11 protein-coding genes are annotated in these 15,650 nt (G+C 53.4%); 1 reads left to right on the top strand and 10 read right to left on the bottom strand.

The features are described 5' to 3' along the window. Positions 1 to 141: 141 nt before the first annotated feature. The 9 genes from HY913_13025 to HY913_13065 form a co-directional block, all read right to left on the bottom strand. Positions 142 to 579, bottom strand: a complete 438-nt coding sequence (locus HY913_13025) for an MOSC domain-containing protein (GenBank protein MBI4964194.1) — start codon at positions 577 to 579, stop codon at positions 142 to 144. Between the two features lie 211 nt (positions 580 to 790). Beyond that, a complete protein-coding gene (gene fusA / locus HY913_13030; protein ID MBI4964195.1) occupies positions 791 to 2,875 on the bottom strand; it encodes an elongation factor G in 2,085 nt (694 codons plus the stop codon). Positions 2,876 to 3,397: 522 nt separating this feature from the next. Continuing rightward, positions 3,398 to 4,399: a hypothetical protein gene (locus tag HY913_13035; GenBank protein MBI4964196.1), complete on the bottom strand. Its 1,002-nt coding sequence runs from the start codon at positions 4,397 to 4,399 to the stop codon at positions 3,398 to 3,400. Positions 4,400 to 4,636: 237 nt separating this feature from the next. Then, positions 4,637 to 5,653: a hypothetical protein gene (locus tag HY913_13040; protein MBI4964197.1), complete on the bottom strand. Its 1,017-nt coding sequence runs from the start codon at positions 5,651 to 5,653 to the stop codon at positions 4,637 to 4,639. A 129-nt stretch (positions 5,654 to 5,782) separates the two neighbouring features. Beyond that, entirely contained in the window at positions 5,783 to 7,294 is a 1,512-nt protein-coding gene (locus HY913_13045; protein ID MBI4964198.1) for an SGNH/GDSL hydrolase family protein, read from the bottom strand. Between the two features lie 210 nt (positions 7,295 to 7,504). Beyond that, positions 7,505 to 9,091, bottom strand: a complete 1,587-nt coding sequence (locus HY913_13050; protein MBI4964199.1) for a glycosyltransferase family 39 protein — start codon at positions 9,089 to 9,091, stop codon at positions 7,505 to 7,507. An 875-nt stretch (positions 9,092 to 9,966) separates the two neighbouring features. Further along, a complete protein-coding gene (locus tag HY913_13055) occupies positions 9,967 to 10,482 on the bottom strand; it encodes an HNH endonuclease (protein ID MBI4964200.1) in 516 nt (171 codons plus the stop codon). A gap of 305 nt (positions 10,483 to 10,787) precedes the next feature. Beyond that, positions 10,788 to 10,976 carry a CooT family nickel-binding protein gene (locus HY913_13060; protein ID MBI4964201.1) on the bottom strand — a complete coding sequence of 63 codons (189 nt, stop codon included), beginning with the start codon at positions 10,974 to 10,976 and terminating at the stop codon, positions 10,788 to 10,790. 133 nt (positions 10,977 to 11,109) lie between these two features. Then, positions 11,110 to 12,777, bottom strand: coding sequence for an AarF/ABC1/UbiB kinase family protein (locus tag HY913_13065; GenBank protein ID MBI4964202.1), 1,668 nt, complete (start codon positions 12,775 to 12,777; stop codon positions 11,110 to 11,112). Between the two features lie 250 nt (positions 12,778 to 13,027). Here HY913_13065 and HY913_13070 point away from each other — a divergent pair, with 250 nt between their 5' ends. After that, entirely contained in the window at positions 13,028 to 14,368 is a 1,341-nt protein-coding gene (locus HY913_13070) for a protein kinase (protein MBI4964203.1), read from the top strand. Between the two features lie 335 nt (positions 14,369 to 14,703). On the opposite strand, the gene HY913_13075 is transcribed toward HY913_13070, so the two are convergent. Continuing rightward, positions 14,704 to 15,564 carry a hypothetical protein gene (locus tag HY913_13075; GenBank protein MBI4964204.1) on the bottom strand — a complete coding sequence of 287 codons (861 nt, stop codon included), beginning with the start codon at positions 15,562 to 15,564 and terminating at the stop codon, positions 14,704 to 14,706. Between the last annotated feature and the right edge of the window lie 86 nt (positions 15,565 to 15,650).

Genomic DNA, 15,650 nt, shown 5'->3' on the forward strand with positions numbered 1-15,650 from the left:
CGTACGTAGGACGGGCAAGACCGCCGATTGTGGTTTCAGGCGAGAGCCCGGACCGAACCACCTTGTCGGACGAAAATTCTACAAATTTCTGAATGGCGAAATCTTTTCGCAGTTGGGATTCGAGATCAGGCCGAAGGCCGTTTAGGCAAAATCAATGGAGTCCCCTGACTTGACAAGGCCGCCGGTCACCACCTTCGCGAATACTCCTTGTTCGGGCATTATGCATTCCCCGACCTTGTTATAGATGGCACATCGAGTGTGGCATTCCTTGCCTATCTGGGTGACTTCAATCAGCGCGGATTCTCCAATCTTCAGGCGTGTCCCGACCGTAACCGCGGCAAGGTCGAAGCCTTCGGTGGTGAGGTTCTCGGCAAAGCTGCCGGGTTTGACATCCAGTCCCTTGGCCTTCATGGTGCCGATCTGCTCAATGGAGAGCAGAGAGATCTGCCTGTGCCAATCCCCTCCGTGAGCATCCCCCTGGAGGCCGAAGCCTTCTTCGAGAAACCCGGAGCCTACATCGGATTTCGGGATTCCTTTTTTCTTGCTCGTGCATACGGCAATGATTGTGCCTGACGACATCTCGTAATTCCCCATTCAACGAACTTCTCGTGGGAACCTCTTTGTGCGAAACAGTTTGCCTCGGTACCCCTTTCAAGAAGCTTCATGTTTTGCCGGTTAGGCAGCTTCCGCTGTTAGCGGAAGCTGCCTAACCGGCCATAATATAGAAGTTTTTGGAGAGGGGTGCGGGGAGGAACCTTTTTACAAAAAGGTTCTCCCCGCAATTCCTTTCTCAGTCCTCTTCTTCGGCTCGTTTGCCGGAGGCTTCAATAATCTTATCGGAAATGTGCGCGGGCACTTCTTCGTAGTGAGAGAACTCCATCGAAAACAAGCCGCGGCCCGACGTCATTGAAGTCAGGTCCGAGGCGTATTTCAGCACCTCGGCCATAGGGACCTGCGCTTTGATCGCCTGGCTGCCACCCTTGGCATCCATGCCCATTATGCGCCCCCGCCGAGCGTTGAGGTCTCCCATGACATCTCCCATGCACTCCTCCGGCACGGTCACTTCCATGTTCATGATCGGTTCCAGGAGTACAGGGTTAGCCTGCAACATACCTTTCTTGAACCCCTTGGAAGCCGCTATCTTGAAGGCTTGTTCAGAGGAGTCCACATCATGGTACTTGCCGTCAAAAACCGTGACCCTAACATCAATGACAGGGAATCCGGCAAGTGCGCCGGCGTTCATCGCGTCGAAAACACCTTTTTCCACGGCTGGAATGTATTGCCTGGGAATCGCGCCACCGACTATTTTGTCGACGAACTCAAATCCTTCACCTCTATTCCTGGGTTCCAGATCGAGCCAGGCCACGGCAAATTGACCCCGTCCACCGGTCTGTTTCTTGAGTTTTCCTTCGATCTTGGCCTTGCCCTTGATGGTTTCCTTATATGGGACCTTGGGTGTCTTGAGATTTACATCCACACCGAACTTTCTTTTCAGCTTGTCGACCGTAACCTCAATGTGGACCTGACCCATTCCGGATATGAGGAATTCGTTGGTTTGGCGATCCCGCGTCACCGACAATGTCGGGTCTTCCTCCGCCAACTTGGCAAGGCTCTGGGTGATCTTCTCTTCGTCCCCTTTGGCCTTGGGCTCGATGGCAAAGGAAATGACCGCCTGGGGTAGGGTTGAAGAAGGCAGAATCAAGGGTGCCTTTTCATCACAAAGGGTGTCCCCGGTTAAGGTTTCCTTAAGTTTGGCTACGGCAACTATGTCACCGGCCTGAGCCGACTCCAACTGCTTTTGATGCTTCCCCTGTATGGCCAGGAGCTGTCCGAAACGCTCTTTGGCCTGGCGAGTAGCATTGTAGAAGTTCGAGTCAGGTGACAACTTACCTGAAAAGATGCGGAAAAGTGTCAGCCTCCCCGCGTAAGGGTCGGCCAGGGTCTTGAAGACGTACGCGCAGAATGGTTCGTCGGGTGACGCGGACCTTGTTTGCTCGTCTCCCCACGGTGTGGCGCCGGCTACCGGAGGCATATCCGCGGGAGACGGGCACGCGTCGGCGATAACGTCCAGAATGGGCTGAATTCCCTTGTTCATCAGGGCGGAACAGGCAAACACCGGCACAAAAACCCTTTGCAGGATGCCTCGCCGGAGGGCTGAGGCCAGCTCATCAGCGCCCAGTTCCTGGCCCTCCAGGTATCGTTCCATCAACTCGTCGTCAACTTCAGCCAGGTCCTCGATAAGCACCTCACGCCGTGAGGCCGCTTCGTCCGCGAGGTCTGCAGGAATTTCGGCTTTGGAATAGTTCTTCCCATCCCCGTCGAAGGAAACGGCTTTCATGGAGAGCAGGTCCACGACCCCTTTGAAACCCGCCTCCTTGCCTATGGGGATCTGCAAGACCAGAGGTTTGACCTGGAGGGCTTCCTTAACATCGTTTAACACCTTGTCAAAGTCGGCCCTTTCCCGGTCCATTTTCGTCACGGCCAGCAAACGAGGGGCATTTGCGGCCTCTATCGCGGCCCAGACTTTCTCGGTTAGAGGCTTAATCGAATCCACCGCATCCACCGCGAGGATAGCGATATCAGCGGCTCTGACACCGGCAGTCACCTCCGCTCCGAAGTTGGGATCGCCGGGTGTATCCAATATATTTATCTTTTTCTTGTTCCACTCCACGGTAAATAGGGACGTGGTTATGGTAATGTTCCGTTTGATCTCTTCCGGATCGAAATCAAAATTCGAAGTGCCGTCCGTGACCTTCCCCACGCGGTCGACGGCCCCGGAATCGAAAAGCATAGCCTCGCACAAAGTCGTCTTTCCCGAGCCTGCGTGGGAGACGACCACCACATTGCGTACGTCTTCGGTCTTGTACTGCTTCATTGGTACCCCTTGGGAAGCGGTGCACCGGCGGACTTCCGGATGCCCGAACTTGGACTCATAAACTCATTAATAAGCCACAAAGAGAGGTGGAAAGTCAAGGAATACGCACGAGGGGTAGTGGGTTGGTTTGAAAATGGAATTGCGGGGCCGCATGCTTAACAGACCAAGTTCAACCAGCGGTCAGGAGGTGGCCATGCTTTGGCACTCTATGGAGCAGTTTTGTCGTTGGGAGCAACCGTTATAGCGCCATGCGGAGCTAAGTTTCGTCCAGGCGCTTCCTTTACAGGTTGCCAGAACGCTTTCCTCTAATCTATTGCGCGTCAGGACAACTAGTCGAGGCGTGATCCAACGCCTACGAGCGTGGTTCATCCGTTGTCTCTTTCTCTGCACTCAGATATGTTCTCATCGGATTCAGCAACATTTGCAGCGTTTAGGTCATCGTGCGCGCTGTCCGGGCCAGGTTCGCGTTTTAACATTTTAGCATTAGGAGGGCGCCGTTTCAAGAATGTCATTCCGCGGTCCTTATCCCAGGCTTCCAATCTTTTCGGTGCGAACCTCTTTTCTGACGCGGGAACTGAAGCTTGAGATGCGTTCCAGATTGTCCGGCGCGAGTTCGCTCATCATCAGATCTTCGAAGCCGCGCGTTCCCTGGTTTATGAACATGACAGCGAGCCAGCCTATGGGGAGTGCGCTCCGAGACGTTACAGCGAACGACGCCGCCTTGATCGCCCAGTCGTTTCCATTGAAAGAAACGGCCATTCCGCCGGCAGCCTTGACCAGGCGGAACGCTTCCACATCGGTGATGCTGTCGCCAACGTAAAACACGTCACGCAACTCAGCTCCTTCCAGCGACGCGATCTTCTCTATGGCAAGCGCCTTCTCATGCCCGCCGACAGGGTTGACCTCCTCGATGATTCGGTTAATTTCCATGCCCGGCAGGATTGTCCAGAAGATTTCGTCCAATTGAGCCACGGTCCCGCGATCCTTATCCGCCAGGTCGTCGGCTGATTTGGCGCTCGATGGAATTGCAAAATCCGGCAAATCCACGATACGTGAGTGGAGGTCCTTCAGCACTTTCTTTTCGTTTTCCTTAAGGGTGTAATCGTCGAGGTTTACTGCAGTGGAAAAGGTATTCATAAACGGAAAGGCCAGGGCGTCACAAACAGCGCGTATATAGGGTGCGTAACTCGTACTTACTATGTACGCAGGCATAAGGTCCAGTATCTCGCGGAGCATGCAATCGGCCTGTGGGATCATTTGTATATTTCGCCGGGAAACCCTAATCATCGTGTGGGTGTCAAGCCCGAAGGCCTTGAAAAAAGGGAGGATTAATCGCAATGTGTCCCCCGCCTTGTAACCGGGCTTGCGGACCACTTCGGCAAGAAAGTCGTCATAGAGGCTGATTTTCTGGAAGAAACGATCGCCGCTCGGGATAAAGGCTTCAGCAAGCTCCGCCGCATTATCGTTTTTGGTAATTGGTCCTTCGCAATCCGTGATAAATACCCGGCCCGGCCGTCTGTCCATTTACAACCTCCAATCATCGGAAAGAATTACTAGTCACGTCCCTTTCAGCTCACGGCATATCCATTCAGTTTTGAGGGGGGAAAAATCCCCCCTCCCCCCCTTTAGAAAAGGGGGGTGAAGAGGCAACGTGCAATTCCCCCCTTAGTAAAGGGGGGTCAGGGGGGATTTTCAAAGATAAAGAAACCCACAACCACACAAGAGGCATCTCTTCACACCGCACGTAAGTGAACGGGTACCTCACGGGCTCATGGACTGAGCCTTAGACTGCTTTAGCTTCGAAAGAAAGCCATTCAAGAGAGCCGCGTCCGGATAGCAGCTTCTGCCGTAGCCTTCGATGCTTCGGGATGCAGCCAGAGCTGCCAGTTCCAAACCTTGCGGTATGGACAACGAGTGGATCAGGCCTGCCACAAACCCTGCCGCAGCAACATCACCAGCGCCCGTTCGGTCCTTCATATTTGCCGGTGGCACAGCCGCTTGGTGAAACCAGCGGCCGGCCTCAAATGCCTTTAACCCTCTTGCCCCCATTTTTAGGATCACTGTTCTCACGCCGATTTCAGTCAAAGCAGTAACCCCCTGTTCCACGAAAGAGACACCGGTCATGGTGTTCAACTCTTCTTCGGTTGTGAACAGGACATCGGTTCGCTCCAGAAGCGGCCTCAATTCATCCAACCCGAACGCGGAATAAACCGCTCCAGGGTCGAAACTCACCCGTGTGTTGGTGGGAAGTTGCTTCACCAGCGCTATCTGAGCTTCCAGAGGTCTTCTCGACACGAAAGAAGTAAGATGCACCCATTGAGCCTGCTGGAAATAGGGCAGGTCAATTCCTTCCGAGCCCGCCAAGTCATTGGCATTGGGGAGGATCACCAAGGCCCTGTCCCTTGCGATATCCTTCTTGTCGATAAGCGCAAGGCATCTTCCGGCCGGGAGATCGACCTGCCCTATATTCAGATTTTCTGCCTGTCCAAGCTCCTCCAGTCTGAGCGCTATGGCGTCGTCCTTGCCGGTGACCCCGTAAAACCCGGTATTCAAGCCCATCTTACGGAGCGCCGCGATCATGTTTGCCGCGGAGCCTCCGGGATCGCTCCCTTTCAAAGCTCCTTGTCTTAGCAAGGCGGGGTAGATTCGGGCGAACCATTGTACGTCCTTGACGTACTCTTCCCCGGGATTAAGGTCATGGTCCCTCAAGAAATCTTGGTCCACCTCCCAGAATTCGTCGAGGTTGAGGGAACCAAAGCCGATCGCATGGAGTCTCAACACGCCCTCCCCTGTCTTGAGCCTGCGGTAGAATTACTATCATCGAAGGTAACACGGTCGAAATTATCGAGGCAAGGGACTTGTTGCCGATCGAGTCACAGCGGTAAGAAGTGCTCAGAGGTGCGGGAGTTATCTGGCTGGGACCTGCTCGGCCGACGCAGGAACGAAATTGACCTCAGAAGGCTGAACAGTCCTCGACGCGTCTAAAGTAGGTCGGTTTGTACCGCCGGACTCCGGAGAAACGGTGCGCCTCAAGGTGGGTGTTTCGGCTACATGGGTTTGCAGCCTGAAATCTATGGCTCGTGCAAGGACCTGTGCAGCCACCTGGTGGCCGAACATGGTGTAATGATCGCCAAAGACAGGTTTTCCGGTCTCTTTTTGCGCCTCGATGAGGGGTTCCAGCAGAGAGATCATAATAATGTCATTTTCTTCGCAATACGACTTTACCCTGTTCACCGATTTGTTCATGTCCCATTTAATCTGCTTGTGAGGTCCACCCATGGCCTTGAGGCGCTCGATCGTGCCTTCCGGATCAATCGCGTATTTCACTTCCAGATCCGATCCCAAATAAACCAACAGGAAGGTCAGGCCGCGTGTTTGACAAAAATCCCTGGACGCTCGGATAGTGCCCAACGTTCGCGCCCATGCCTCCTCGACTTCGGGAATCCTGGAATCCGCCCACTGAAGCAATTCAGGGCATACGTTGACCCGGTTTCTTCGAAGGTCTTCGATCCGGTTCTCTGCGAACGCGAGAGCGAAGAAACCGTGGCTCACCAAATTGCGAATCCGGGGCAGGACTCCACCGGTTGTCAGCCTAAGCTGCTCCTTCAGGTGCGGATCGTCGTCACAGAAGTCGTTGCTGCACAGGGCTACCGCCACTATGTCGGGTTTGAACAAGGCCGCGCGCTCTCGCAGGACTTTGAAATGCTCGACCTGGCCTGTGCCGGAATTGCCCAGGGCGATAACCTCAATCTTGGGGCGAAGGTCCGAAACAGCTGCCCCAGTGTTCAGATCGGCCTCCACAAGCTTGTGAAAGGACCGGCTCAAAGGCACCTGGGCCGCTTCAACGTAGGAGTCGCCAATAACTACTATCCTATAGACTCCCTCGGGCCGCGTGTAGTCGTAGTCATGATCGAAATACCCGTGGGAATTCCATCGGAACTTGTTAACGTAGTGCTTCATCGAATTGGGATCGTAACCATAGTAGGTGAAAGGCTGCCCTGGCGTGTGCCAGGACTTGACGCGCAACTCGGCCTCGGACGGCCCGTTTTGGGGATGCCGTATTCTTTGATCCGGGTTCTCAAATACAACAGTTCTGGGATCTACCTTTGGTTCCCCGCGGTGGATGAAGCTCTTGGACAGGTCCAGGATTTGATTGTACTCGCGGGGCAGAACCAGAGGGAAGAGAGCTTCCACCAACAATAACGCGGCCAGGCCACCTATCAGGCACAGCGCGGAGAATCTTGCCCATGCCAGAGCGTCCCGAAGACGGCCGCGGCCCGCTCGAACCATAAGTATGCCCATGTTCAAGAGCACAAGACCTATCAGTATCATTCGCCCGTGATAAGTATTGTTATAAAGGATCAGGAAAAGAGATCCTGTCACTACTATTGGAAATAACAGAAGCGCCGCCTTGATCATCCGTGGACTCCGCGACCGATGACGAACCTTCTCCGCCTTCGATTTCCCTCGAGACCGCAATTTGTTCCTCTGTAATGAGAGGGAAATGCTCAATTATCCTTATATTTGTCAAGCAAAAAGACACTTAAGAGCGGATTAATTATATCACTTTCTGGAGGCTAACTCCAGAATTAACATGCGGCAGAGTCCCCCTATTTCATAGCAGGTAAGTCAAAAAACTGGTCGTCGGGAATCCTTGACGATTCTCCACAACCTAAACCGCTCTGACGATCGCGCTTCCGGAATTTCTTCCAATTTCAGGCCCATGTGCTCGATGGTTGCCGCCACTTGCTGATATAGTTTTGTGTCTTTGGCGTCCGAAAAGAAGAACGTCGGCTGGCGTGTGGTTATCAGAGTTTGGATCTGATCCTGCGCGTCAACCCAAACCTGGTCTTCCGGAACTCCGGACCGCACAAGCTCTGCGGTAGGTAGGCCCGACAGGTAATGGATCACCCTGGGATGCATGGTCAGGACCACTTCGTTGGCGGCGTGGGAACGCAGCCAGCGACCCGCGGTAAAAAATGGCAGGTCTCTCGAAGTCTCAGCCCCACCGGCCTCGACAGGATTCCTGGCCTGCACCATGGTCAGAGCGTTGTGTCCAAGGTTGAGGACCGCCATGACCGCGAAACATACCACCAAAACAAACTTCGGCTGCAGCCCCACCCTGCCGCTATTATTCAGCTTCGAAGAAATCCAATTGTTGAACCGGAGCAGTCCCAGAGCTAGGAACAGGTACAATGCCGGTATAAGGGCAAGCACGTAACGGCTCCCCGCTGGGGTCAACAGGAGACCGGCGAATTGTATGGCAGTCAAGACGACTAAGAAGCGCTCCCTTTTCAGGAAGGCCGCGACCATTCCCACAAGAGTGATCGCGGGGACGATGATCTCCAGGAAGTTGGTCTTTACCACCACTCCAATGAGCGCGTAATTGATTTCCGCTACATAATTCCATGCGGAGGTGAGAATTATTGAGAGCTGCATCCACGCTGTCCTCCCTGAAACAGCGTTGAGGTAAGACCCTTCATTGAACGACCCTGGAAATGAGCTTTTGTAGAGTACCCACCCCACGGGGGCAAGGAACGCAAAAACCAAAAAGACCGCGACCATAACCAACTTGCTACTCCTGGTCGTGTCCTTCCACGCGTACCACAGAAAGATCGCGGCCGCCGGCGGCACCCCCCACCCATTGACGCGAATCAGGGCAGGGATTCCAATGAGTATGCCTGCAGCAATCGTCCATGAAAGATTATGCGGATTCTTGGCCGCGGACAGGACCGCGTTCAGCCCCAACAGAGTGAAAAGAGCAAAGGGCACATCAGCCGTGGTGAAAGTGGAATTGTGCAAGAGAGCATGGTTGAGGGCAAAAAGCCCACCAACCAGCAGGCCGACATCCGGCCCGCAAAGCCGCCGAACGAAAAAGTATCCCGCCACAGCGGCCAGCAATCCCATGACGGCCATTAAGATGCGGTACGTGAGAAAACCTTCTCCAAAAATCCGAACAGACGCGGCCACCAGTGAGGGGAACCCCGGAGGAACATAGGTGTGGGGTTCGCCGTTGAACGTGTAGCTTCGACTGTGAGCCAGCGATTCGCCTAGCTCCAAGTACAGAGCGCTGTCCGGGGTAGCCCTCCAAGAGCTATTAACTATCAATCCGAAGCTAATAATAGTCAGAACCGCCAATGCCACGACGCGGCCGGGTGTGTGCAGGCCTTGAACCGCATCGGCTATCTCTTCAAATGGTTTGTATTCAAAGGCCATTTGCCGGGACTTTCAATGATTTGTAACGTGACGTAGGGCACAGAAACTCAAAGGGGCAGCACGCCCGTAAGGGGATTCTTTCAACGCGGCCGTATATTGGTCAAGTAAATCTTTTGCGTGACCCCACACCGGAACTATCGCGCCACATGAATCCAGGGACGGCGCACTTCCTGTAGGGGCGACATCCCGCGTCCGGCGCCCTGGGCGAGGCCTGCCTCACCCCTACAAATCGGCCCAAGACATCCCCGTCACGGTGAATTGCTATACTTGGTCCTTTTGCCTTTGGACACGCTCTTGGGGCTGATTTTGGTCTCTCTTATCTAAAGATATTGTTGATGTTTAGATAATCTCTATTCTCTAAAAAACTCGCAACTGCTCAAAAGATTACCAAAAAAATATCTTGACAAGGAATCGAAGATCGTATTTAAGTCGTAACCGGAGGTTGGATGTGGGCGCTGTCCCACCGGTGGTGGTGAATATATTGGCCTGAAGTTTTGACCTCGCAAAATTTGGTAGTCTCTCCAATCTGGGGGGAGCACAGTCCTAAAAGCACGAAAACGGCATCTAAATGGCCGTTTCGTGTTATTCCACTGGGATGGAAAAGTATGATGAGAAGTGCTCCCCTCATATCACACGCCAAATCCGTGTCAATCAAAAAATCTGTAGTGCCGTAGACCCTGTGTTTTCGCACTGGAATTGCCGTGTCTGCGCCATTCCGAGGCGCGAAATTCTTCGTTTCGCTGGAAAATAATCTCAATGCTCGAAGGCAGAGATTTCTTCGCTACCCCCACAGTGACGGATCTTCACTCCATTGGTGAACGGCTGCAAACGAAGATGTTGGCACGCAATGAACGCGGATAGCGGTGATACGCGAATCAGAAGTCGAGAATTTCCGAGAGGCCGACTCCGAATCTTCGTTTCAAATAGAGATTTATAAATTCCATGATTGTGGGCTTGAAGGGCTTTCTCACCAACTGCATGCCGGCCTGCCTGGGCGTGCGTCCGCCTTTTCTGATGTTACAGCAGCGGCAGCAAGCCACCACGTTGTTCCAGTCGTTGGCGCCCCCTTGTACCTTGGGGATTACATGGTCGACGGTCAGGTCACCGGACGTAAAATCCCGGCCGCAGTACTGGCAGAAATAACCATCTCTCACAAGGATGTTCTTCCTGGAGAACGGGACCTCTCGTCTGTAAATTTGGCGGATGAACTTGATGAGCCGAATTACAGCGGGAACTCGAAAAGTTCGAGATACCGTCCTGACCGTTCTCTCGGATTCCTTGACAACTTCGACCTTGCCGTTAAAAAGGAGGGTCATGGCGCGTTGCCACGAGATCAGTCCCATGAATTCATAGCCCGCGTTAAGGACTATGACGGCTTCCATTGCTGCCATCTGGTCCAAGCCTCTCTCATTGGGGAATGGGCTCAATCACCCCTTTTTGCCCTGCTTACCGTTTAACAAAGCCGCGAAATCCGTGTCAAGCAGAAACCAAACGCGGCGGCTTCCCATTGCGTTACGCCGGTTTTGAGATTGCCATCTCTCTGCAAAGACCGCGGAGCAAGACCACGGTCACGCGATGACGATGGCTGCGCTGCACATCTGCGAACTCTGCTGTGACAAATTTCCTTTTTTCTCGGGGGGACCTTCCCCGCGTAAGCGAGCGTTTATCAGCACCAGGATCACGTCCGACTCCCAGATCAGGTGGATTCCAGGACTATCCGGTGGCCGGTGAGGTCCATCTCCTTGAGCTTTGCCTGTATGGTGGTCTCTTCTCCAAACATGCTGCGCAGCAGCGTTTCGCCATCACCGGGCTTAAGGAAAGTCACGCTCTCCATTATGAGATGTTCTTTTCCGTCCTTGATCAAATATGCGTTCGATTCACACATGTGATTCCATGACCTCGCGGGAGGCGATTGATCTGTGGTCCTCCGTATATTCTCACTTTGGGGAGCAAAATGTCAAATGCCCGCGATATGTTTCGAGTATTTGGTTTGCGCCCGAAAGTCAGCCCGTCTCGGGTTAACGCCTCCAGAAACTATCGAACACCAACCATAGCCAGAGGGCCGCGGCAAGAGCCAAGCCTATGATGCCTATGATCGGCAGCCCCATGAATCTAGGTTCCCCCGAAGGCGTGATTATCATCCCGGAAGCGATCACAAGGGCCGCTATGATGATGCTCGTGGCCATGCGCTTCGAGGCTCTGTCCAAATCTCTAAAGTACCCCTTCGGTCCCTTGTGCTCAACGATGATCTTGAATTGATTCTCACGCAGCGTGCGAGATATTTCGCGCAGGTCTCCCGGCAGGTCCCTTAATAGGCGAAGGATATCGCGGGACCCCTCCAACAGCCTTCTTCGCAACAATTTCGGACCGTAATGCGTCAGAGCAATTTCTCCGACAAACGGACCGACCACTTCAACCGCGTCAAAATCAGGATCCAAACTCCGCCCCACACCTTCGAGAGTAATCAGTGCCTTACCCACCAGCAGAAGGTCGCTGGGCACCTGTATTCCGAATTTGTTGATGAGGTGCATGACCTCTTCCACTATGGAGCTGATGTGAATTTGTTTGAGAGGCAGCCTGTAAAAACGATCGAGAAAGAGATTCCCCTCTCTAAGGAACTGAGTTCGATCGAGGTCTTCGGGAACCGCGTTCATCTGTATCAGGATGTCCGCCACCACATCGACTTCCCGGCGAATGCCCGCCCATACCAAGGCGATGAGATTTTCCCTCATTCGCTCGTCCAATTGGCCCACCAGGCCGCAATCGAGGAAGCAGACCTTCTCTCCATCGAGCAACATCAGGTTGCCGGGATGAGGGTCGCCGTGGAAAAAGCCGAATTCCAATATTTGCCTGAGAATAGCCTCAGCGAGAGTTTCCGCGATTCGGCGCGCGACCGTTTCTCCACCGGGGAGAGCGGTTATCAGAGAGATTTTGGTCCCCCTGATTCGATCCATGGTCAGGACGCGCTCGGCAGTAAGCTCCCAGTGGGGCTTTGGGAATACGATGCCTGGGTAGGCCTCGAAGTCGGACCGAAACCTATCAAGATTGCGCCCTTCCAAGGCAAAATCCAGTTCCCGCTTCAGAGCGGCCCGATACTCCTCCACTAACTGGACAGGGCGGTAATTGGAAGACTCCGGGACATGTCTCGCCAGAAGTTCCGCCAGAGCCTGAAGAATGTCCAGGTCTTGAAGCAGAGTCTTTTTGGTTCCCGGCTTGCGGATCTTGACCACCACTTCGTTGCCGTCACGAGTGATTCCTGCGTGAACCTGGGCTATGGAAGCCGAAGCAAGGGGATTAGGATCGAGGAATCTAAATTTATCGGCCAGGGGACCCAGATCGAATTCGAGCGTGGTCAAAAGCTGATCGAACTCCAGAGGGGCAACCTCATCTTGAAGGTGGCTCAGCTCTTCAATCCAGTTCTTCGGGAGTATGTCAGCCCGCGTGGACAACAACTGGCCAAGCTTGACGAACCCTCCGCCCAGATCTTCCAATGCCTGGCGAAAACGTTGAGCGGGCGTCTTCAATGCCGGTGGCTCAACCTCGCGGCCCTTGTGCCCGGGCCATGTAAGTCTCAGGTACTTAAGCAGCCCCATCCGTTGCAGGAGATCGCCGAAGCCGTGTCGGAACAGAACCGCGAAGATCTCCTGGGAGCGGCCAAGGTTTCTAACCACTTTGGATAGAGGCATTGAGCGTCACCCGTTTATTGTGCCGCTAGAGGCTCTTGTTGATGCGCATTCCCAATAGGCCGGGCACAGCAATAATATTTAGATATCAACTTCCGTGGCGGAAAACGCCACAACCAATAAAACCCAAAGCGAAACGGTATAATATGTTTATGGTTCCAATCCTCGCGATGTCAACCCGAGGCTTCCTTATCCAAGGCGTTTGGGCTATAATGGTCTGAAATCAATTCAATAACGGAATGTGATTACTGCCGTGAACAACCTCGAAAGCATGTCCGACCGCGACGGAAAGCCCTCGACCTCCATGGGCAGGTATCAGATCCTTGGGACCTTGGGCCGAGGAAACATGGGTGAGGTCTTCCGCGCACGAGACCCGATGATAGGCCGGCTCGTTGCCCTCAAGACAAGAAGATTCGATCTTGTTTACGAGGAAAAAGATCTCAAATTCATAGTCGACAAGTTCTTTGAGGAAGCCCGAATAGCCGGGAACCTGATTCATCCCCATATTGTTACTGTTTATGACGTGGGGCGAGAAGGGGACTATTGCTTTATAGCAATGGAATTGCTGGAGGGCGAGAGTCTCACCAATTTCAACAAACCCGAAAGGCTATTGCCTCCCGCGAAAGTGGCGGAATTGATCAAGAGGGTCTGTTTGGCCCTCGATTTCGCCCATTCCCACGACGTGATCCACCGGGACGTCAAGCCCGCGAATCTTATGTTCACACGCGATCGCAGGATCAAGATCACCGATTTCGGCATCGCCATGGTCACCAGCACCAGTAGGTCGGGAGAACTCCAGGTTATGGGCACCCCCAGCTACATGTCACCGGAACAGACAAAGGGGTTGGATCTGACCCCGCAGACCGATTTTTTCTCCCTGGGCGTGGTGTTTTTTGAGCTGCTTACCGGAAGAAGGCCTTTTGGGGGGCGCACACTTTACGAACTCATGGACAATATACGATATACCGCGGCCCCTTCGGTCTTGACCTTTAATCCGGCCCTTACACCCGGTCTGGACCACGTGTTTCAGCGGGCTTTGGACAAGGAACCGGAGCTAAGATACAAATCCGGCAAGGAATTTGCCGAAGCAATTGACGGCGCGTTGAAAGGGAAAAGTGTCCCGGTAAGAGACCTGAAGGCGAGCAAAAAGGTCGATCTGATCAGGCCCATAGAGTTTTTCAGGACCTTCAGCCGCAGGGAGATAGAACAGATAATCCGGTTCGGCACCTTTATACGCTACGAAGGGTCCCAGGTGATACTGAAGGAAGGAGACGTGGACACGACATTTTACATACTTCTTTCAGGCCTTGTGCGGGTCATCAAGAATAACCGCAAAATCACCGACCTGCACCGAGGCGCTTGTTTCGGCGAAATGGGAGCGCTGACCAACACCGCTCGTACGGCCCATGTGTTAGCGCGCGTCCCGTGCATCGTGCTGAAACTGGACCTGAAGGTCCTGGAGCGCGAGAGCCCCGACTTGAAAATCAAAATATACCAGGTTTTCATCGAAACCCTTATCAAGAGGCTCGAACAGACCACCAGACGCCTGACCTCCGAACACGACGTCACGGATTCCAACAAAAAGCAGGAGTAACACCCCCTCGGTTTGACTGCATCTGTAGTCCTCTGGTTTCCTCCGCTCCGACCCCAATACGGGGGTGTTACCATTGATGGAACGAGGCCATTAAAGCGTGAATGTTCGAGGCGTTGGTAATTCGCTGTTACTCATTTTCCGGGGACAAAGTAGAAGGCCAGCAGCCAGTTGAGCGACGGCTTCAGAAATGCTGGCATAAGAATCCCCCGAATCGTCGCGCTCGATCGCGCCCGACAGGCCCGTAATTGGCCATAATATGTAATTCTTGTTGCAGCAGGAAAACGTTCTATTATGGAAATTGTCGACTTCGATAGCTCAGCAGGGAATCAGCCGTATTACTTGAAACCGGCTTCTCCCGCACCTTTTCCACAAGCTTCCAGGGCAATGTTCCTCAGTTGAAGAACGCGGGATAGTGCAACTTCAGGGGATCGATCCCAGTATTTGGTCCCCTCTTTCACCCAATCTTCCGCGGCTTTCACGGCTTTCGGAGGCGCTCCCTTCATTTTAGGGGCGTACTGTTGGTGTGCCTGTTCAAGCAATTTTGTGCGGTCTGCTCCTTTTTGCTGCCTAACAATTCCTTCGCTTGCCTTCATGAAGGCAAGTACCGCTTCACAGGGACTGAGTTCGTTCGGTTGTTTTGCACTCTGTGGACCGACCTCGGCCGGCATGGGGGCAGGCGGTTTCGGTTGTGGCTCTAGGTCTGCCGCACGTTTCTTGAGTTGCTCGACCTCTTGGGCCAGCCGGTCTTTTTCGCGTTTTAGAGAAGCGATTTCCTCCTCGGCTACGCTATTTTTCTTCTTAAGCTCGTTATTTTCCGTGGAAAGAGCTGCTTTGGCTTTATTCAGGTCGTCCAATTCTCGCTGCATTTTCGTATTCTTATCTGACAGTGCCTTCGCATCACCACTTAGGCTACTTTTTTCCTGGTCCAAACGGGCAGACTCCTGAGTCAATCTCGTGACCTCAGAGTTCAGCTTTTCAATTTGCTGCTTGGCGCTCTCAAGCTCCTCTTTATACCGGCCGCATCCTGAAAGCATGAACAACAAAGTTGTCCCGATCAGGGCCCAGCAAGAGAAGGCATAAAGTGACGGCCATTCCCTAACAAAACCCCTGAAGCCTCTATTGGTGGTTTCGGAGAGTACCCGACCCGGCATCCCCAACATCCTTCCCAATGGCCCCGTTAAATCGCGGATTCTCACACTACCCTCCTGTCGCAGAACTCGAAACTTGCAATTATACAGGAAATCCAGCCTCCGGCACGTTCGTCCGGCCTCCAAAACGGTCT

The sequence above is a fragment of the Desulfomonile tiedjei genome (assembly GCA_016212925.1).
Lineage (GTDB): Bacteria > Desulfobacterota > Desulfomonilia > Desulfomonilales > Desulfomonilaceae > JACRDF01.

Bases quoted from the DNA above. Each gene is read 5' to 3' on its own strand.
- HY913_13025 (MBI4964194.1), bottom strand. From the start codon at position 579: ATGTCGTCAGGCACAATCATTGCCGTATGCACGAGCAAGAAAAAAGGA.
- fusA (MBI4964195.1), bottom strand. From the start codon at position 2,875: ATGAAGCAGTACAAGACCGAAGACGTACGCAATGTGGTGGTCGTCTCC.
- HY913_13035 (MBI4964196.1), bottom strand. From the start codon at position 4,399: ATGGACAGACGGCCGGGCCGGGTATTTATCACGGATTGCGAAGGACCA.
- HY913_13045 (MBI4964198.1), bottom strand. From the start codon at position 7,294: ATGATCAAGGCGGCGCTTCTGTTATTTCCAATAGTAGTGACAGGATCT.
- HY913_13050 (MBI4964199.1), bottom strand. From the start codon at position 9,091: ATGGCCTTTGAATACAAACCATTTGAAGAGATAGCCGATGCGGTTCAA.
- HY913_13055 (MBI4964200.1), bottom strand. From the start codon at position 10,482: ATGGCAGCAATGGAAGCCGTCATAGTCCTTAACGCGGGCTATGAATTC.
- HY913_13060 (MBI4964201.1), bottom strand. From the start codon at position 10,976: ATGTGTGAATCGAACGCATATTTGATCAAGGACGGAAAAGAACATCTC.
- HY913_13065 (MBI4964202.1), bottom strand. From the start codon at position 12,777: ATGCCTCTATCCAAAGTGGTTAGAAACCTTGGCCGCTCCCAGGAGATC.